The 19,946-nt window shown below is 44.8% G+C and carries 15 protein-coding genes; 11 read left to right on the top strand and 4 right to left on the bottom strand.

Features of this window, described 5'->3' with window-relative positions:
- The first annotated feature begins 160 nt into the window (after positions 1–160).
- Positions 161–1,288: a pyridoxal-phosphate-dependent aminotransferase family protein gene (locus AACS00_RS01120; protein WP_072669062.1), complete on the top strand. Its 1,128-nt coding sequence runs from the start codon at positions 161–163 to the stop codon at positions 1,286–1,288.
- A gap of 117 nt (positions 1,289–1,405) precedes the next feature.
- On the opposite strand, the gene AACS00_RS01115 is transcribed toward AACS00_RS01120, so the two are convergent.
- The 4 genes from AACS00_RS01115 to AACS00_RS01100 all read right to left on the bottom strand — a co-directional run bounded on the left by AACS00_RS01115 (position 1,406) and on the right by AACS00_RS01100 (position 7,973).
- The gene (locus tag AACS00_RS01115; protein ID WP_110168205.1) at positions 1,406–3,178 is read right to left on the bottom strand and encodes a PglL family O-oligosaccharyltransferase; all 1,773 of its coding nucleotides are present in this window, start codon (positions 3,176–3,178) and stop codon (positions 1,406–1,408) included.
- A 107-nt stretch (positions 3,179–3,285) separates the two neighbouring features.
- Positions 3,286–6,111, bottom strand: coding sequence for an excinuclease ABC subunit UvrA (uvrA, locus tag AACS00_RS01110; protein ID WP_072669060.1), 2,826 nt, complete (start codon positions 6,109–6,111; stop codon positions 3,286–3,288).
- Between the two features lie 144 nt (positions 6,112–6,255).
- Entirely contained in the window at positions 6,256–7,125 is an 870-nt protein-coding gene (gene galU, locus AACS00_RS01105) for a UTP--glucose-1-phosphate uridylyltransferase GalU (protein WP_072669059.1), read from the bottom strand.
- A 197-nt stretch (positions 7,126–7,322) separates the two neighbouring features.
- On the bottom strand, positions 7,323–7,973 hold the full coding sequence (locus AACS00_RS01100; RefSeq protein ID WP_072669058.1) for a LuxR C-terminal-related transcriptional regulator: 651 nt from the start codon (positions 7,971–7,973) through the stop codon (positions 7,323–7,325).
- Positions 7,974–8,255: 282 nt separating this feature from the next.
- On the opposite strand from AACS00_RS01100, the gene AACS00_RS01095 reads away from it, so the two are divergent.
- The 10 genes from AACS00_RS01095 to AACS00_RS01050 all read left to right on the top strand — a co-directional run bounded on the left by AACS00_RS01095 (position 8,256) and on the right by AACS00_RS01050 (position 19,914).
- Positions 8,256–8,774, top strand: coding sequence for a single-stranded DNA-binding protein (locus tag AACS00_RS01095; RefSeq protein ID WP_072669057.1), 519 nt, complete (start codon positions 8,256–8,258; stop codon positions 8,772–8,774).
- A 145-nt stretch (positions 8,775–8,919) separates the two neighbouring features.
- On the top strand, positions 8,920–10,911 hold the full coding sequence (csrD, locus tag AACS00_RS01090; RefSeq protein WP_072669056.1) for an RNase E specificity factor CsrD: 1,992 nt from the start codon (positions 8,920–8,922) through the stop codon (positions 10,909–10,911).
- 6 nt (positions 10,912–10,917) lie between these two features.
- Complete coding sequence (locus tag AACS00_RS01085) at positions 10,918–12,360, top strand: PilN domain-containing protein (protein ID WP_072669055.1); 1,443 nt, start codon at positions 10,918–10,920, stop codon at positions 12,358–12,360.
- The gene (gene pilO, locus AACS00_RS01080; RefSeq protein WP_072669054.1) at positions 12,360–13,010 is read left to right on the top strand and encodes a type 4a pilus biogenesis protein PilO; all 651 of its coding nucleotides are present in this window, start codon (positions 12,360–12,362) and stop codon (positions 13,008–13,010) included. Before AACS00_RS01085 ends, pilO begins: the two co-directional genes overlap by 1 nt.
- Positions 13,003–13,320, top strand: a complete 318-nt coding sequence (locus AACS00_RS01075) for an MSHA biogenesis protein MshK (protein WP_240004038.1) — start codon at positions 13,003–13,005, stop codon at positions 13,318–13,320. Before pilO ends, AACS00_RS01075 begins: the two co-directional genes overlap by 8 nt.
- Before the next feature lie 12 nt (positions 13,321–13,332).
- Positions 13,333–14,943: a pilus (MSHA type) biogenesis protein MshL gene (gene mshL / locus AACS00_RS01070; protein ID WP_072669074.1), complete on the top strand. Its 1,611-nt coding sequence runs from the start codon at positions 13,333–13,335 to the stop codon at positions 14,941–14,943.
- A gap of 45 nt (positions 14,944–14,988) precedes the next feature.
- Complete coding sequence (locus tag AACS00_RS01065) at positions 14,989–15,834, top strand: ExeA family protein (protein WP_072669053.1); 846 nt, start codon at positions 14,989–14,991, stop codon at positions 15,832–15,834.
- The gene (locus tag AACS00_RS01060; RefSeq protein WP_072669052.1) at positions 15,831–16,964 is read left to right on the top strand and encodes a tetratricopeptide repeat protein; all 1,134 of its coding nucleotides are present in this window, start codon (positions 15,831–15,833) and stop codon (positions 16,962–16,964) included. The genes AACS00_RS01065 and AACS00_RS01060 overlap by 4 nt, the downstream gene beginning before the upstream one ends.
- Entirely contained in the window at positions 16,954–18,678 is a 1,725-nt protein-coding gene (locus AACS00_RS01055) for a GspE/PulE family protein (protein WP_072669051.1), read from the top strand. The genes AACS00_RS01060 and AACS00_RS01055 overlap by 11 nt, the downstream gene beginning before the upstream one ends.
- A gap of 15 nt (positions 18,679–18,693) precedes the next feature.
- Positions 18,694–19,914: a type II secretion system F family protein gene (locus AACS00_RS01050; RefSeq protein WP_072669050.1), complete on the top strand. Its 1,221-nt coding sequence runs from the start codon at positions 18,694–18,696 to the stop codon at positions 19,912–19,914.
- Positions 19,915–19,946 lie beyond the last annotated feature (32 nt).

Raw genomic sequence — 19,946 nt, 5'->3', positions numbered from 1 at the left:
TTTTGTTGCATTAATGTCAATTGCAAATGTTGTCACTAATGCAAATAAAAATGATCAGAATGTGAATATGGTTCGATCACTAGACTTCGGTCGCATTGTGATACGAGATAATTTGCATTAACCTCAACCACTCTCGCCATCGAAACAGCAAGGAGCAACCATGGCTATTAGCAGTTTTATTCCACCTCGTCGGATATTGATGGGACCAGGTCCTTCAGATATTGCCCCGCAAGTATTACAAGCGTTGAGTCGACCAACCGTTGGTCATCTTGACCCATTATTTATCGCCATGATGGATGAACTAAAGCAGTTATTACAATACGCCTTTCAAACTAACAACGAATTTACCATTGCGGTATCAGCACCGGGTAGTGCGGGCATGGAAGCTTGTTTCGTTAATTTAGTTGAGCCCGGCGATAAAGTGATTGTCTGTCGTAATGGTGTGTTTGGTGAACGAATGCGTGAAAATGCCGTTCGTTGTGGCGCACAAGTGATTGTGATTGATGATGAGTGGGGGAAGCCAGTTTCAGTTGATAAAGTCGCTGCCACGTTAGCAGCGCACAGCGATGCAAAAATTTTGGCTTTTGTGCATGCAGAGACGTCAACAGGGGCTTGTAGTGATGCACAATCTCTCGGCCAGTTAGCCAAGCAATACGGCATGTTGACAATTGTTGATGCAGTTACATCACTGGGTGGTGTACCGCTATTGGTCGATGAGTGGCAACTGGATGCGGTGTATTCTGGAAGTCAGAAATGCCTATCTTGTGTGCCAGGTTTATCACCATTAACTTTTTCTCCCGCTGCGATTGATAAAATACATGCACGTACTACAGCACCTCAAAGTTGGTTTCTTGATCAAAGCTTAGTCCTTGGGTATTGGAGTGGAGCGAGCAAACGTAGCTATCATCATACGGCCCCCGTCAATAGTTTATACGCTTTACATGAAGCATTGCTATTACTGCAACAAGAAGGATTGGAGAATGCGTGGGAGCGCCATCGCCGAATGCATAATGTTTTAAAGCAAGGCTTAGAAAAACTAGGGCTCACCTTTGTGGTTGATGAAGCAAGCCGTCTGCCTCAATTGAATGCTGTGTATATTCCTCAAGGTGTGGATGATGCAGCACTACGTGAGCATTTACTCAAGCACTACAACTTAGAGATAGGTGCTGGATTAGGGGCGTTAGCCGGTAAAGCATGGCGAATTGGCTTGATGGGATACGCTGCTCGCCCAGAAAACATCGCCTTGTGTCTCAAGGCATTGGAAGATGGACTCGCTTTACAGCGATAAGTCTGAATGTATAGTGTTTTAAACCGCTCAATTTCCCCTAAATTCATGAATGTTTATAGGGGATTTTTACCTTATTTTAAAGACAACTTTTACTTGAGAGGTGAGCGGATCGTTCAATCACAATCTCTCGCTAGAGGCTGGGTTACTCACAACGTCTGATGGTGCTAGAGAAGTATTTGGCGAAGTGAAATCGAGCGTTGGGAAGAGAAACTGCGCTTCTGAACGGATTTGCGCTGCACGACTGTCATCACCTAAACCTTGGTAGGCCAAGATCAGGTTACGATAAAAAGCGGGCCTTGGTTTATGCTGAATAATCGATAACGACCAATCGATATAAGGCTGGATATAATCAGCTCGTTGCTGATGCAAGCCTAGATTGAGATAGGTACTGTAAATATTCCAGTCGAAGCGATCTCGCCATACCAATGGATTGGTGACCTTGTGTAAAATATCAGGATTAGGTGGATTCGATTTTTCGAATTGAGTCAGTACATAATTACTGTGCAGTGACGTTAGCATATATAAGCTAGTGATGATGGGGAGCACTAAGCTTAGGATACGTAGTAACGAACCACTGAGCTGGCTAAAAGATAAAGTGCGATATCGAGCAACTCGCTGATCAATCCAATACAGCAAAACCACAAAGCTAATCCAGTGAATCGCCGAGTGATAAAATGGGTACTCCAATTGACTATGTACAACAATAGATACGAGAAGTGCAAGCATCGCGAGGCGAGTGCCTTTTTTCGCAGTGCGGACTTTCAGTAGTACAAATCCAGCAGCAATCGCCATTCCTAGTAGGGGTAACAATCCACCTTCAACGCCCCAAAAAAGTAGCTCATTATGTGGATGATCCATCGCGGGTAATCCCGCAGGATAATTCGGATTGAGTTGATGTTGACGCGCGGTGTACAGCAAATATTCGGTTTCAAAATTACCATAGCCATAACCAGTAAATGGTTTTTCAATCAGCATGTCTACGGTTTGGGGAAAGATATAGCGTCTTGGACTCTCAAGGTCGGCTTTACTGGTCACCATATCACTGGTACTTTGGCTGTACATAGCTACAAATCCGAGTAACACTCCCGCAAGGCTGGCGCTGAGCCAATAAATCCATCGGCGACGGGGCGCAAATCGATAAAGATAAGGCAAAATCATCATCGTCCCTAATACCGCTGATAACCAGCCAGTGCGTGAGGCTAATACAACTAATAGAGGCAGAGTCAGTAGCGGCGTAAGATAGAGCAGACCAATTTCAAATAGTTTGGTGTGATATTTTTTAGGTTGGCGAGCCAATAAATAGCCTGATACGATCAGTCCCGTTGCCATAAAACTGGCCATGACATTCGGTTGCTGGAAAATGCCGTAAGGTCGATTCGCTATTGTGTTATAACCAAACCAGTTATTGGGGCTTAACAGTAAATATTGATACAGCCCAAATAATGTCTGAATAAGAACCGCGAGTAAGATATACCATAGTAAACGTTGTTTATGTTTATTACTCCAATAGAACTGTTGTAAGCAGATAAATAACGCTAAGCCAGCCCACAATCCTGTTAGCCGTCCAACCGTCCCTGCGAAATAGGCGTTTCCATACAATAGTGGTGTGCTTAAAATGCAACAACTAACAAAAAAAACGACCGTTAATTTAGAATAACGTAGGTTTTGATTCAGTGCGATTTGATACCAACCAATGGCGATGGTGATACTGACGGCTATCCACGTAGTCGGATTAAACGATAAGGCTAACCCTGAACCACCTGGATTGGGCATAAAAAAATGCATTGCGAGTAAATACACGGCGCCAAGGGCTATCAGGAAAGCTTTATTTAAAGGGGCTCTCGGAATCGTCGGTTGCAGTTGAGTACCACTGAGTAGCAAAGTCGCCATAACTCTCACAATCTATTGTTGAACATCAATCCATTCTTGCTTAAATGCAACCAGCCATAAGTGACTGGTTGCGTTACTTTAGCGTTTTTTGGTACGGCAATATAGCCTTATTGATTCAGTAGGGGCTTTAAAAAACGTGCAGTATGTGAATGAGTGACTTGTGCCACTTCTTCTGGAGTACCTTCGGCAATAATTAAGCCACCGCCTTGACCTCCTTCTGGACCCAAATCGACGATCCAGTCAGCCGTTTTAATCACATCAAGGTTGTGTTCAATAACCACGACGGTATTGCCGCGATCACGCAAACGATGTAGTACGGCCAGTAATTGCTGAATATCATGAAAATGGAGTCCAGTGGTTGGCTCATCAAGAATATACAACGTTTTACCGGTATCACGTTTGGATAATTCACGTGCCAGCTTGACGCGCTGAGCTTCGCCTCCGGATAAGGTCGTGGCTGATTGTCCTAAGCGAATATAAGATAAGCCAACATCGATCAGCGTTTGTAGCTTACGTGCAATCACAGGGACAGGTTCAAAAAACGCATGGGCTTCTTCAATGGTCATCTGCAGTACTTCATCAATACTTTTTCCCTTGTAACGAACTTCTAAGGTTTCACGGTTGTAACGTTTACCTTTACATGCATCACAAGGGACATAAACATCCGGTAAAAAATGCATTTCAACCTTGATGACGCCATCGCCTTGACACGCCTCACAACGTCCGCCACGAACGTTAAAACTGAATCGGCCGGGTTTATAGCCTCGTGAACGAGACTCTTGAGTACCTGAAAATAGCTCACGAATAGGCGTAAAAATACCGGTATAGGTTGCGGGGTTAGAACGCGGCGTTCTACCAATCGGGCTTTGATCGATATCGATCACCTTATCAAAATGTTCAAGGCCTTTAATTGCTTTATAAGGTGCGGGTGTTGCCGTCGTTGCGCCATTTAAAGCAGTATGGGCAATGCTGAAGAAAGTATCGTTGATTAACGTTGATTTACCAGAGCCAGAAACACCAGTGACGCAGGTAAAAAGTCCGACAGGCAGAGAAAGATCGACATTTTTTAAGTTATTACCAGACGCGCCAAGCAGCTCTACTGTTTTACTCGGATCTCGAGGTACTCGCTGAGTCGGAATGGCAATTTTTTTTACGCCACTGAGATACTGACCAGTCAATGAATGTGGGTTGGCGATGATCTGCTCCACATGACCTTCGGCAACGATGGTTCCACCATGTACTCCAGCTCCGGGGCCGATATCAATCACATGATCGGCCATACGAATCGCATCTTCATCATGCTCGACGACCAGTACAGTATTGCCTAAGTCGCGTAAATGGGTCAGCGTTTTTAGCAATCGTTCATTGTCTCGTTGATGTAAACCAATCGACGGCTCATCCAATACATACATCACGCCAACCAGTCCGGCACCAATTTGACTGGCTAAGCGAATACGCTGTGCCTCACCGCCGGAGAGTGTTTCGGCACTGCGTGATAAATTGAGATAATTAAGCCCGACATTGACCAAAAACTGTAAGCGGTCATTAATCTCTTTCATGACTTTGTCGGCGATTTGCGCTCGCTGACCTTCGAGTTGCATATTAGCAAAAAAATCTAAGGCGTCGGCGATACTGAGCTCGACGATCTGCGGCAACGTCGTGTCGTTAATAAATACATGACGAGATTCAAGACGTAAGCGAGTACCATGACAACTACTGCACGGCTTGGTTGAGATATATTTAACCAGTTCTTCCCGAACCGAATTAGATTCGGTATCGCGGTAACGGCGCTCTAAATTATGTAAGATACCTTCAAAAGGATGGCGTTTTACGCGAATATCACCACGATCATTAATGTATTTAAACTCGATTTCACTTCGTCCAGAGCCATGCAATACCACTTCTTGAATGCGTTTAGGGAGTTGATTAAATGGGCGATGGAGATCAAAATCGTAATGTTCTGCTAATGCATTCAGCATTTGGAAATAGTAATAGTTCTTTTGGTCCCAACCGCGGATAGCACCTTGCGCTAAACTTAAATTAGCATCTTGGATCACTCGGCTCGGGTCAAAATACTGCTGCACCCCTAAACCATCACACGTTGGACAAGCGCCTGCTGGATTGTTAAATGAGAACATCCGAGGTTCTAACTCACGCATGCTATACCCACAGTGTGGACAAGCAAAGTTAGCGGAAAATACTTGTTCCTCACCTGGTTGATCCATCGGCGCAATGACGACAATCCCTCCAGAAAGCTCTAAGGCAGTTTCGAACGATTCGGCTAAGCGTTGTTGAAGATCGCTACGCACTTTAAACCGATCGACTACGACTTCAATGGTATGTTTTTTATGCAGTTCTAACGTTGGTGGATCGGAAAGATCACAGGTCTCGCCGTCAATACGGGCACGAATAAAACCTTGTGCAGCGAGATTTTCCAGCGTCTTAACATGTTCACCTTTGCGTTCTTTAATGATTGGCGCCAGTAGCATCAACTTACTGCCTTCGGGCATTTCGAGTACTTTATCAACCATCTGACTGATGGTTTGTGCTGTTAATGGCACTTGATGCTCAGGGCAACGCGGTTCACCCACTCGTGCATAAAGTAGGCGTAGATAATCATACACTTCGGTAATGGTACCGACAGTCGAACGAGGGTTATGCGAGGTAGATTTTTGTTCAATCGAAATAGCAGGCGATAAGCCTTCAATATGATCAACATCGGGTTTCTCCATCAATGACAGAAACTGCCGAGCATAAGCGGATAACGACTCTACATAACGACGTTGCCCTTCTGCATAGAGGGTATCGAAAGCCAGCGAAGATTTCCCAGAGCCGGAAAGGCCTGTGATCACAATCAATTTATCGCGGGGAATCGTCAGGTTAATGTTTTTCAGGTTGTGGGTACGCGCCCCACGTACTTCGATTTTGTCCATCCGAGAAAGTCTACCGTAATATCAAGTAGGGTCAGTATTACATAGAGTGAGATTTGTGCAAATATTCACTGGATAAAAAAACAGTAAAAAATAAGCCATCATCATGATGGCTCGGTCAATAACGTATTTAGAAAAGCTGAATCATCAACCTTTAGTGGTTGATTGCTTGGCTAGAGCTACTTTTTGTTCATTCTGTTGATATAAATGTTCAAAGCAGTAATTGGTTGCTTGGATATAGCCTTCGACACTGCCGCAATCAAAACGTTGACCTTTAAATTTATAAGCCAATACACAGCCAGATTGAGCTTGTTTGAGCAGTGCATCGGTAATTTGAATTTCGCCACCTTTACCAGGCTCGGTTTGCTCAATTAAATCAAAAATATCAGGAGTTAAAATATAACGCCCAATAATGGCTAAATTGCTCGGCGCTGTCCCCGGCTCTGGTTTTTCAACCATGTTGTCGACACGGAACAGATCGTCTTTGATCATCTCTCCAGCAATCACACCATACTTATGTGTTTCTTCAGCAGGCACTTCTTGCACGGCAACAATTGAGCAGCGGAATTGCTTATACAGCGCGACCATTTGTGCTAAGACCCCTTGCTCGGCATTGACACATAAATCATCGGCGAGAACTACAGCAAAAGGTTCATCACCGACGAGTTCACGGCCTGTTAAGATTGCATGCCCTAAGCCTTTCATTTCACGTTGACGAATGTAGGTAAAGTGAGCAGTATCAATGATTTGTCGAATATCGATCAGCAATTCTTCTTTGTTGGTACCACGAATTTGGTGTTCCAACTCATAGTTCATATCGAAGTGATCCATGATTGCGTGTTTGCCGCGTCCGGTAACAATACACATTCCAGTCATACCAGCTTGAATCGCTTCTTCAACCCCATATTCGATCAGTGGTTTATTCACCACTGGCATCATCTCTTTTGGCATTGACTTGGTCGCAGGTAAAAAGCGAGTACCATAGCCAGCTGCGGGGAAAAGGCATTTATTAATCATTAGTCAAAACCCTATTGTTATTAAAGTGCAGTCGCTATAAGCCCATAAAGACTGTTGATCTTTCTTGATAAGCTTAATGCGCAACAATAGGCTAACTTTACCATGTTCTGATCGTGTGATTGAGCACATTCTGTGTTGGGTTATCGAAAATGTGCAACGCTGCCTATTATCGATAACATTCTAACAGCCCGATATCATTACTGAAAAATGTGGTGATTGGCCCAAGATATCGCTTGCGCTCGGTTTTTTACCGCGAGCTTTTTATAAATTTGGTACAGATGAGATTTTACGGTCAGTTCGCTGATAAATAGGTTTTTCGCAATATCATCGTTGGAAGCTTGTGCTTGCAAACAGCGTAAAATCTGTATTTCCCGAACCGTAAGATCGAGAGTGGCTTTGGTATGTTGCTCATGAAATGCGTAACGAAAATGATGTAATAATTGGTTCGAAACATGACGAGGCAACCAATTTTGGCCATTAATGATCTGCGCCAAGCCATGGGAAAGTTGCTCCGCGCTATCGGTTTGGTAAAAGAGCCCCTTTAAATTACCAAAGCTGATTAATAAATCTGTGGGTAATCGTTTGTCGACATTGAACAAAATGGTTTCCAGATAGTGAGTGGTCAGTTTTAAAGGACCAAGTCGATGACGAATCGCGCGATGATCTTGATAATCAAGCAGGAGTATCTTGTGCTTACTATGCCGATATTGTTGAACCAATGGTTCAGGTTCGACCTTTTCTATTGGAATGGCAAGTTGATGAAATGCTTTCTGTAGCTGGCTCGGTGTTGCTTGATTTACGTCTGTCGTCAGATAGTAGATGGTGCGCGCATAACTCGATTTGGGCATAGGATTCATCCTGATTGATATACAAACACGGTTTGTTCAGCATGCCGGAATATCAGTGACGATACGAACGGTTAATCAACGCTTTGCGTAACATATCCATGAGCTAAGTAAATGATACTATTGTCAAAACTTGAAATAACGACAAGGATCGAAAAAATGATCAGCGTGTCTGGATTTTCTCTTTTGCTGATAACAGATTAAGTGCGGAGATTGGTAGTAGTCACAAAGCGTGTTATTCTTTAGCACTATATTAAAAAACCAAATTTGATGACGGAGCAGAACATGGCAACCCGTGGCGTAAATAAAGTAATTTTGGTCGGTAACTTAGGGGCTGACCCTGAAGTTCGCTATATGGCAAGTGGTGCTGCGGTAGCAAATATCACTCTGGCAACCTCAGAAAGCTGGCGTGATAAAACCACCGGCGAGCAACGTGAAAGAACGGAATGGCATCGCGTAGCCTTATATGGCAAACTCGCTGAAGTTGCGGGTGAATATTTACGTAAGGGATCGCAGGTTTATATCGAAGGTCAATTACAAACTCGTAAATGGCAAGATCAGAGCGGCCAAGATCGTTATACCACCGAAGTTGTAGTGCAAGGTTATAATGGCATAATGCAAATGTTGGGCGGTCGTCAGCAAGGCGCAATGCCTGGACAAGGTGCTCCTCAAGGTCAACAAAGTAATTGGGGACAGCCACAACAACCCTCAGCACAGCAATCAGCGAAGCCGTCTGCACCTCAGCAAGCTCAGCCACAATATAATGAGCCGCCGATGGATTTTGATGACGATATCCCGTTCTAGCAATTTGATTTTCAAAAAAAGCCGCGAAGTTCGCGGCTTTTTTATATAGTTAAGACTAAGCACAACTGATTGAGTGACTTAAAGAAATTTAGGACACCCCAATTTCACTTTTATAGCCGATGAATTAAGAAAGGAATTCAGCTTCATGCGGTATACACCAACACTTAAATTGAGCACACGTTTAGTCGCTTTTGTGACCTTAATTGTTACTAGTGCTATGTTCATCTTATTTATTGGTGGTGCACTCTCGTTTCAGCGCATGGGACAAGATTACCTCAAACACTACTTAAGTGGGATTGTTGACGTTGTCGATCAAGAGTTACACGATCCTCAAGCGGCAAACTCAATGCCCGATTGGATGCCTAAAATCTTGCAGGCATCGAGTATTGTTGAGCTAGAATTGATGACTTCATCCGAGGTTGTTTATCGGTTTTACGATAAAACGTCGAGAATTACAGTCGATCGCTTGACTCAGATGAGCTTCTCATTGCCCAGTCATCCTAGTTACGTCATTCATTTTAAAGCGGTCCCGCCTTATCTAGGTTATAACTACTCTTTTGGTGCCATGTGGTCGATCACTTTAGCAATTGGAGTGGTCATTTTTTGTTTGGTCCGAGCGACAAAATGGTTGCGTGAACAGTTATTAGGATCTGAGTTATTGGAAGAGCGCGGACGGATGATCTTAGCTGGACGTGTTGAGCAGTATGCCAAAGGAGATGAACGAGAGTGGCCTTATACGGCGAGTGAAGCTATCGATGTACTGATTGAAGAGCTACAAGATGCTCGTCAAGAGCGAAGTCGATTTGATAGCTTTATTCGTAGTCAAACCTTTCTTGATCAATTAACTGGTGCCGCTAATCGAGTTCTGTTTGATAGCAAACTAGAATCAGCTTTACTGGAAAGTGGTGCTCGTGGTGGGGTCATCATGATCCGACTCGATGAACTGGATACCGCGCGTGAGCAGCAAGGCAAAGTCATCATTGATGATTTTATCGTTGAAGTGGGTGAATGTATTGCAAATGTCATTGCCCGTTACCCCGATGTGGTTCTGTCACGCTATTATGACTCTGTCTTCGCGATTTTTATGCCTCACCAAACCTCTAAAGATGTCAGTTATGTAGCAAGTCAATGCCTTAAGTTGCTTGAGCGTTTAAGCCCGCCTTATCCTTTAGAACGAGAAAATTGGTTTCATATTGGGATGAGTATGTATCAAGAAGGAGAACGACGTGGGCGAATCATTGATGAAACAGAAACCGCGTTACGCAGTGCTCAGATGCAAGGGTGTAATGCTTGGAGTCGATTTAAGAAATTAGTTACGGTCGATGAGGAGCGCGGTAGCGTACGTTGGCGAACCTTGTTTGAGCAGAGTCTCACTCCTGAGAAAATCCGTTTATTCCGGCAGGCGTGTTATTTAATTAGCGAAAAGAATCAATTAACATTGATTCATGATGAGTTGTTTGTCCGCATTTATGATCCTGTTCAAGGCATGCTCAAGGCCTCGCGTTTTAATTCTGCTTTAGAAACCGTTGGTTACGAAGCGATGCTTGATCGCGCAGTCTTCATCCGTGTACTACAATTATTGAAAAACCAAGCATCTACAGATCATTACTCGATTAATTTACATGTTGTTCCCTTTGCCGATAAACACTATTGGCGTTGGTTTCGCCATGAAATCATGCAGTTACCTTATGCTTTACGCACCCGGTTGTCTTTTGAGTTTGCTGAGGGGCGCTTAGTTCAACATTTAGATTATATGCGCCCAGTACTAAGAATGATTGCCGGATTGGGATGTCAATTGGTGGTTGGGCAAGCGGGACGAACGATTGTTGCTACTCATTACATTAAAGATTTACGAATTAATTACCTTAAATTACATCGCAGCTTAATTAAAAATATTGATCAGCGGCACGAGAATCAACTATTTGTGCGCAGTATGATTGGAGTTTGTGGGGGAACAAGCACCCGAGTGATTGCCGTCGGTGTAGAAACTCAAGCCGAATGGCAAACGTTGATTGCCCTTGGCATTCATGGTGGACAAGGTCGATGGTTTGCGGCAGAGCAACCTTGGATCACGGCCCCTGATATTGAACCGCCCTCTGTCAAGCCGGGCAAAAGAAATCGATGGCGGACTAAGTAGAGATAAATGAAGATTAATACGCTGTTTCATAAAATCACGCGTCGAGCGCAGCAAGACCGAAAATTATTTGCGGTTGTACAGCCGGACGCGATTTATTTCTCTGCTACTCAAGACTCACCGGCTACGACGCGTTATCCGCTTAGTGACGGAGCTTGGTTAACCTCGCTGTGTCAAGCACTGCAAGCTAACCCTGTTAAGGGGGATATCGTTGACGTGGTATTGCACGCTCAACTGTATCAATGTTATCAAATGGATAAACCAGCAGTACCACGCGAAGAGTGGTCTGGTGCGCTGCCTTTTTTGCTCAAAGATTTGATCAGTGAAAAACCCACTGAGATTGTCGCTGATGCTTATGAGTTAACTGGTAGTAACAAAATCCAAGCTTATGTGATCAGTATTAAGGTTATTTTAGATCTCGCCCAAGCATTACAAAACATTGGCTACCAATTAGGGCAAGTGATCCCAGAGCAAGAAATTTGGGCGAATAGTGTTCCAGTACCACACTTTTTGTTATTACAGCGCAGCAGAGAAGGTCAATTTAAGTTAGATGCCTTTGTTGATCAGCGTTGTTATTTTCAGCGAACTTTACGTGGTGTGATTGCACCGGTGACTGGAGAAACGAGTCCAGCATTGCAATTGGATGGCTTAGCGCTTGAACTCCAACGCTCAATTGATTATCTCTCTTCACAATTAAAAGGCGTCGCGCTTAATCAACTTAAAGTGTGCTGTGACGATGAAGATCATCACCAGTTAGTGGCTGCACTGAATGAACGGCTGAATGTTAAAGCGAGTCCTTTATCTGAAGAACAAGAGCTTTCGTTATCTGGGCAGGTATTAGCCCACCACTTGCCTTTAATGACTCGACCAACATTAAACTTTTATCCGCGGCACTTACATCCTAAGACCGATCACTTTTCCCTACGTAATGTGATCGTAGCATTAAGTTTTGTCACGCTGATCATGTTAGCAGTGGCTGGTTTCTACACTTATCAAATCACTCAATTGGATGATCAGGTTGCGTTGGCTCAGCAACAAACGGATCGTTTGAATCAACAGTTGACAGAACTTCAGCAGCAACAAGCCAAACATCGTCCTTCGGCAGGAAAAATGGCGGCTATCGAACGGGTCAAGCGGCAGATTGCAGGTCAGCAAGCGGCGCTAAGGGCAATGGATCAATTTACATACAGCCAGCAAGAAGGCTACTCCGCTATCATGAATGCCTTAGCGAACGTTGCTCATCGTGATATTTCGCTGACTCATATCGAGATTTCGCCCAATCGGTTAGATATTCAAGGTGTGGCTACTGAGGCTCGAGTTATTCCGTACTGGATTGGTCAATTTAAACAGCAAGCGCCGTTAGTCGGTCGCAATTTTGAACGTTTAACCATGGGTCGCAATGAGCAAGATCTGGTGACATTTGAACTGAAAACTCAGCAAGGAGCGAGATAATGAGTCAATATTGGCAAACGCTCAGTCGTCTATTTGCTGAGCGAAAAAACAGTGAAAAGGGACTCATCAGTCTGTGTGGATTGGTGATCATTGTATTATCAATACAAACTTGGCTGGTTGATCCTTTGCTTGCTCAGCATCAAAGGCAAACTCATCGTTTGCTGAGTTTGCAAACTCATCAGCAAAGTATGCAAAACACTATTCAACAATTACAACATCAACTCAGTACCAATCCGGATGCAGATATTGATATTGAGCTTGCTCAATTACAAGTTTATCACCATCAATTAACAGAGCAGTTAGCGGAAAAAGTCGGCAGCTTAGTCTCCCCGTCACAAATGGCCTCACTATTGCAAGAGGTATTAGAAAAAAGCCAGCGATTGAAATTGGAAAGTTTAATTTCATTACCCGCAGAGCCGATCGTTCTGCAAGAGCCTGTCGAGGGGGCTGGGGGTTATTTTGTTCATCCGGTGCGTATCGAACTAACCGGCAACTATTTTGCGATTCGTGATTATTTACAGGCGTTAGAGAACTTACCGGTTCGTTATTATTGGCGACGTTTTCACTATCAAGTAGGCGAGCATCCACAAGCGAGACTATTACTGGAAGTGTACACGCTCGGTACGCAGAAGGAGTTTATTGGTGGCTAACATTCCATATAGTGCAGTGCTGATGGTGTTGATGAGCACTTGTGCCGTCGCCGCCCAAGATCCGACAGCGCCTCTAGGAGGGCGGGTTTCTAACACTGGTACGGTGTCATCAGTGGCTACTGCCTTACCGGAATTACAGAGTATCGTGTGTCAGCAAGTGTGTTACGCGACGCTTAATCAACAAGTACTGTCTAGAGGTGATGAGATTGATGGTTATCGTGTTAAGCAAGTCAGTGAAGAGCAAGTGACGTTAACTAAAGGGCAGCAGACTTGGCAACTGCAGTTATTTTCGCTGGATATCAAAGAGTAGGGTATAAAAATGATGCGTCAAGTTGTTATCGCAGTAATGGTTACCACTTTAGCGGGCTGTGCTATGGGGCACCGAGATCCGGTGGAAATCAAGCAAGCCTTGAACGAAGCGATTAATGAGGCCAATAGCCGTCAACTACAACAGTTACCGGCTTCTGTTGAAGCGGATTTAATGCCCGAATTAGTCGATAGAAGTCGTGATCAGCCGCTGAATGTTGCTCGTTTTCGAGTGCAAGCTAACCAAGTTGATGCGGCGGCTTTTTTTACCAGTTTAGTCAAAGGCAGTGAGTATAGCGTTGCCATTCATCCTGCTGTTTCTGGACAAATTACCTTAAATCTAAGCAATGTTACTTTAGATGAGGTACTGACGGTAGTTCGAGATTTGTATGGCTTTGAAGTCGAAAAAGTCGGCAGAGTGCTACAAGTCTATCCTGCTGGGCTACGAACTGTCACGATTCCGGTGGACTATTTGCAATTTCAACGTAGTGGACGCTCCATTACGTCAATCAGTACCGGAACGGTGACTAATCCTACTTCATCCAATAGTTCAGGTAACAATACTGGTTCAAGCAATAATAATGCTTCTCGTGGGGGGACGGAAATTGAAACCATCAGTGAAAGTAATTTTTGGCAGCAGTTAGAAATTACCATTGGTCGATTAATTGGGTCGGGCAGTGGTCAGAGCGTGATGGTCACACCACAAGCGTCAGTGATCACCGTGCGCGCTTATCCAGATGAAATTCGTGAGGTTCGCCAGTTTCTCGATACGTCTCATTTACGGATTCAGCGTCAAGTGATCCTTGAAGCGAAAATTCTTGAAGTGACATTAAATGATGGTTTCCAACAAGGGATCAATTGGTCAAAAACTTTTTCATCTAATGGGACTAATTATCAGCTAGGTCAGGGGGTTATTCCTGCACCTACGCCCCGTTTACCGGGGATGGACGCGATTGGTACTTTATTGGGAGGACAGACTAATTTGGTGATCCAAAGCGGCAGTTTTGATGCCGTGTTAAACTTTATGGCTACTCAAGGCGATCTTAATGTCCTGTCTAGCCCGCGAGTCACGGCTGCCAATAACCAAAAAGCGGTGATTAAAGTTGGTACCGATGAATACTATGTGACTGACCTGACTAGTGAAGTCGGTACTGGTGATAACGCCAACGTCGCTCCCAATATTCAATTAACCCCATTTTTCTCGGGTATTTCACTCGATGTGACGCCACAAATTGATGATGATGGGTATGTCTTTTTGCATGTTCACCCTTCGGTGATTGAAGTGGAAGAGCAGAAGAAATCGGTGCAGTTTAATGATCGAACGATTACTTTGCCGTTAGCGCGGAGTTCAATTCGTGAGTCTGATTCAGTGATTCGAGCGCAAGATGGCGATGTGGTCGTGATTGGTGGGTTAATGAAATCGAATACTACGAATCAAACCTCTAAAGTACCGTTTTTTGGTGATATTCCCCTGTTGGGGCATCTGTTCCGCCAAACTTCTAATGTGACCCAAAAAACGGAGTTAGTGATTTTACTCAAGCCGACGGTGGTTGGGGTGAACACCTGGCAAAAAGAGTTAGAACGTTCACGAGACTTATTGCAAGAATGGTTTCCTGATTCCCAATAGTGGTTGGTCACAACACGTCGTCTTCATCAGGGGGATAAATCAGCCGTGTATTTAGCACACTTTGGTTTTGAGCAGCTACCGTTTCATCTCACCCCAGATACGCAGTTGTTTTTGGGGTTAGCGCCTCATTATGAAGCGATTCAAACCGTCAGTGGTGCGTTGACGATGGGAGAAGGGATCGTCAAAGTAACCGGAGAAGTCGGCACAGGGAAAACCATGGTTTGTCGGATGCTCTTAACTCATATGGGTGATGATATTCTGTGGCTCTATTTGCCGAATCCGTTGTTAACCGGCGCGGAATTACGCCGCGCTATTGCCAATGAATTACAACTGCCTGACGTGCCAGAGTTGCAACTGATTGAAGCTATTCAAACTCGGTTATTGGCGTGTCATCAGCAAGGGCAACGAGTGGTGGTTATTGTTGATGAAGCTCAGGCTTTGCAAGATGAAGGGCTCGAAACCTTAAGATTGCTTGGCAATCTAGAAACTGAGCAGAGTAAGCTGTTACAAATCGTCTTGCTAGGACAACCTGAACTTGATCGTCGATTGGCTGAACATCACTTAAGACAGTTTCGCCAGCGGATCACTTTTAGTGCTCATTTGCGACCATTATCATTATCTGAGTCAGTGGCTTATATTGATAATCGCCTATTCAAATCCGGTTGTCAGCGATCCCTGTTTACTCATCAACAAAAAAAAGCGTTATGGAAAGCCTGTCACGGCATTCCTCGCTTATTAAATCAGGTAAGCCATAAGGCATTATTATTGGCGTATTATGCTCAGCAACCAGCCGTTTCCAATGACCATGTCTTTGATGCGATTCATGATACGTTTGATACCTGTAAACCTAAATTTAAAATCCCGCTGTTTTGGGGATGGAGTCAGCAGTGAGTGTGATTAATAAAGCGTTATCGCAATTGGTGACTAAGCAACCGAATTCCTTAGCGGGTATAGAGCGAGCTAAGGTCGCTCCGGTCGCTGCTCGTCCAGCTTGGGTATGGGCATTGGCGGGGTTTGCTGTCAGTGTTGCTGTCGGTGGTTGGGCGGTATCTTGGCAGGCTACTTCATTGGATGCCTCTTATGGACAACATTCTCTGTCGGTCACCGCATCCCCACGGTTGGCTGAGAATCATCTTGAACTCTCAACGCCGCGTTCACCGACTCAAAATACTCAGATGTCCACCGTTCCCGTTTACCGAGTGGCTTCGGTGACAGGAACGACATCGACGGAATCTTCTCAATCTAAAACCAAAGAAAAAAAATCAGCACAGCAGACGGTTACTGCACCATTGGCCCATTTACCCGCTCTGCAAGAGCACAACGCGCCAGCGGTTGGTGTGGTAAAAACCGCGCAACCCCCTGTAACGACCGCCACCAATGTGCCTAATATTGGTGCCTCTCAATTGTCGATTGAACAAGTTGAATTAAGCCCTGAACAACTCGCTCGCAAAGCCATTGCTCGTGCGGAGCGAGCAATGGTACAGAATGATTTTAACCAAGCCGTGAATGGTTACAGTGAAGCGTTACGTCACACCCCTTTAGATGAAGTAGTGCGTCAACAATTGGCCGCTCTCTATTATGGCAAAGGTGAATTAAGAAAAGCGTTTGATTTATTACAACGTGGTATGCAACTGAATCAGGAAGGGGAAACGTTACGAATTGCGCTTGCTCGGATGCTACTCAAAGAGGAGCAAAACCAAGCGGCGCTAACTCCACTCGCGTATTTACCCGCTAACCCATCGATTGAGTATTTATCGCTGCGAGCGGCAGTTGCTCAGCGTAATCGGGTTGATGATATTGCTTTGCAAAGTTATCAATTATTAACGGAGCAAGAACCGAGTAATGGACGTTGGTGGCTCGGGTTAGCGATTACTCAAGAGCGTTTAGCGCAATGGAGTGAAGCCAAGTATGCTTATCAGCAAGCGTTGAAGAACATCGGGTTATCTTCTCAATCTCACCAGTTTATTCGTGAACGTTTACAAGCGCTGACTCATAGCGAGGAGACGAATCTTGCAAATTAAACTTAGAAAGCGTCTTGGGGATCTCTTAGTTGAAGAAGGGATCATTACTGAGCAACAAGTACAACAAGCACTGGCGGCCCAAAAGCAGACAGGCAGTAAATTAGGCGCAACCTTAATTGAGCTTGGTTTTGTAACCGAGCAACAAATGCTCAGCTTTTTATCTCAGCAACTGTTTATCCCACTGATTGATCTCAATCGCGCTCATGTAGACATTGATGCGGTGCAAATCCTCCCCGAAGTTCACGCTCGACGTTTACGAGCGTTGGTGATGGGCAGACAAGGTAATGTATTGCGGGTAGTGATGAGTGATCCTGCGGATCTGTTCGCGCAAGAAGCACTACTTAATCAATTGGCTGATTATCAATTTGAGTTTGCGATTGCGCCAGAAAAGCAATTGGTTGAAGCTTTTGATCGCTATTATCGCCGGACTAAGGAAATCGCTTCATTTGCTGAACGGTTGCAAGCGGAACACCAAGAAAATGACGCCTTTGATTATGCCGTTTCTGGTGAGGAGACCGAGGATGTCACGGTTGTTAAACTGATTAACTCCCTGTTTGAAGATGCGATTCAAGTTGGTGCATCCGACATTCATATTGAGCCTGATGCCAATATTTTGCGTATTCGGCAGCGAATTGATGGGGTATTACACGAAACGCTGCTTAATGAAGTCAATATCGCTTCCGCCTTAGTTTTGCGTCTTAAACTGATGGCCAATTTAGATATCTCAGAAAAACGCCTGCCACAAGATGGTCGATTTAATATCCGTACCAAGGGACAATCGGTGGATATTCGTTTGTCGACCATGCCGGTGCAATATGGTGAATCGGTGGTGATGCGTTTGCTTAACCAAACCAGTGGCGTACGTAAACTGGAAGAGTCTGGTTTACCGGATGATTTACTCCTACGCTTACGTAAGCAACTCAAACGTTCTTACGGAATGATTTTAGTTACCGGCCCGACGGGGTCGGGTAAAACCACCACTTTGTATGGTGCATTATCAGAACTTAATGAAGCGGGTAAAAAGATCCTGACGGCAGAAGATCCCGTTGAGTATCGCATCCCTCGCCTGAATCAAGTGCAAGTGAATCCCAAAATTGGCTTAGATTTTTCAACCTTACTGCGAACGTTTTTACGTCAAGACCCAGATATTATTTTGGTCGGTGAGATGCGTGATCAAGAAACGGTTGAAATCGGTTTACGTGCCTCGTTAACGGGGCACTTAGTGTTAAGTACGCTGCATACCAATGATGCCATCGATAGTGCACTACGTTTGATTGATATGGGCGCTCCCGGTTACCTTGTGGCCAGTGCCGTGCGTGCCGTGGTCGCGCAGCGTTTGATCCGTAAAGTTTGCCCAGATTGCAAAACCGAAGAGATACTCGATGATGCTCGCCAGCAATGGTTGAATGTGCGTTTTCCTAATCAAGTCTCGGCGACGTTTATGCATGGACGAGGTTGTCAAAGCTGCAATCTAACCGGATACCGAGGACGGATCGGGGTGTTTGAAATGTTGGAATTAGAGGCGCATATGATGGATGCTTTGCGGTCAAACGACGCAGTAGGTTTTGCGGAAGCGGCTCGCGCTTCAGCGGGATACAAGCCTTTATTGGCTTCCGCGATGGATCTGGCTTTACAAGGCATTGTGAGCTTAGATGAAGTGATGGCGCTGGGTGAGGGGGATATTTCTGGCCTTAATCAGCCGATTCATCTCTAGGAGAGCGAATAGACTATGCCGAGATACCATTATACCGGACGACATGCTGATGGCAGTAAAGCTTCGGGAACCGTTGAAGCGGCGACAGAAAATTTGGCCGCCGAAAGCTTGCTCAATAAAGGTATTATTCCGACAACGATTACTGCTAAATCATCCAGTCAAACTCCGTCGATTGATTGGCAAGCTTGGTTTATGCCTTCGCTGCCACTTGAGGTTCTGGTGATTTTCTGTCGTCAGCTCTACAGCTTAACAAAAGCAGGAGTACCGATTTTACGCTCGATGCGTGGCTTAACCCAAAACTGTTCCAACAAACAATTGCAGCAGGCATTAGAAGAGGTTGGTCGAGAGCTGACCAATGGCCGCAGTTTATCGGCGGCAATGCAAATGCACAGTCGAGTTTTCAGCCCGCTGTTTGTCTCAATGATCAATGTTGGGGAAAATACCGGTCGTCTGGATCAGGCGCTACTGCAATTGGCGAACTATTATGAGCAGGAAGTAGAAACCCGTAAGCGAATTAAAACCGCCATGCGTTATCCAACCTTTGTGATCAGTTTTATCACCTTGGCGATGTTTATCCTTAACCTAAAAGTGATCCCTCAATTTACCACTATGTTCAGCCGTTTCGGGGTTGAACTGCCTCTACCAACCCGAATTTTAATTGGCATGTCGAATTTTTTCGTTAATTACTGGATGGTAATGATAGGAGTGATGGTCGCTTTGCTGTTTGCCTTTCGGGCTTGGACCGGTACTCGTCGTGGCGCTGAAAAATGGGATAAATTTCGTTTACGGATGCCGATTGTGGGTGGAATCGTCAATCGAGCACAATTAGCCCGTTTTTCGCGGACTTTTTCCTTAATGCTTAAAGCAGGGGTGCCGCTTAATCAGTCGCTCTCTTTATCGGCTGAAGCGTTGGAAAACAAATTTTTAGAGAATCGAATTTTAAAAATGAAAAGTGATATCGAGGCGGGGACCAGTGTTTCGGTAACGGCGGCTAATGCCAATATTTTTACTCCGTTAGTGCTGCAGATGATTGCGGTGGGTGAAGAAACGGGACGGATTGATGAGTTATTACTTGAAGTCGCTGATTTTTATGATCGTGAAGTCGATTATGAATTAAAAACCCTCACCGCACGAATTGAACCAATTTTATTAACCTTGGTCGCGGGCATGGTGTTGGTGCTTGCCCTTGGCATTTTCTTACCAATGTGGGGCATGCTCGATGCTCTGAAAGGTTAATGTTATGCAGCGGTGATGAAATGAACGTGCGT

Origin of the sequence: Vibrio sp. 11986-1-5 (assembly GCF_963878025.1) — a bacterium.
Lineage (GTDB): Bacteria > Pseudomonadota > Gammaproteobacteria > Enterobacterales > Vibrionaceae > Vibrio > Vibrio injensis.
The sequence above is the reverse complement of the archived record's forward strand: the minus strand, read 5'-3'. Positions and strand labels throughout refer to the sequence as shown.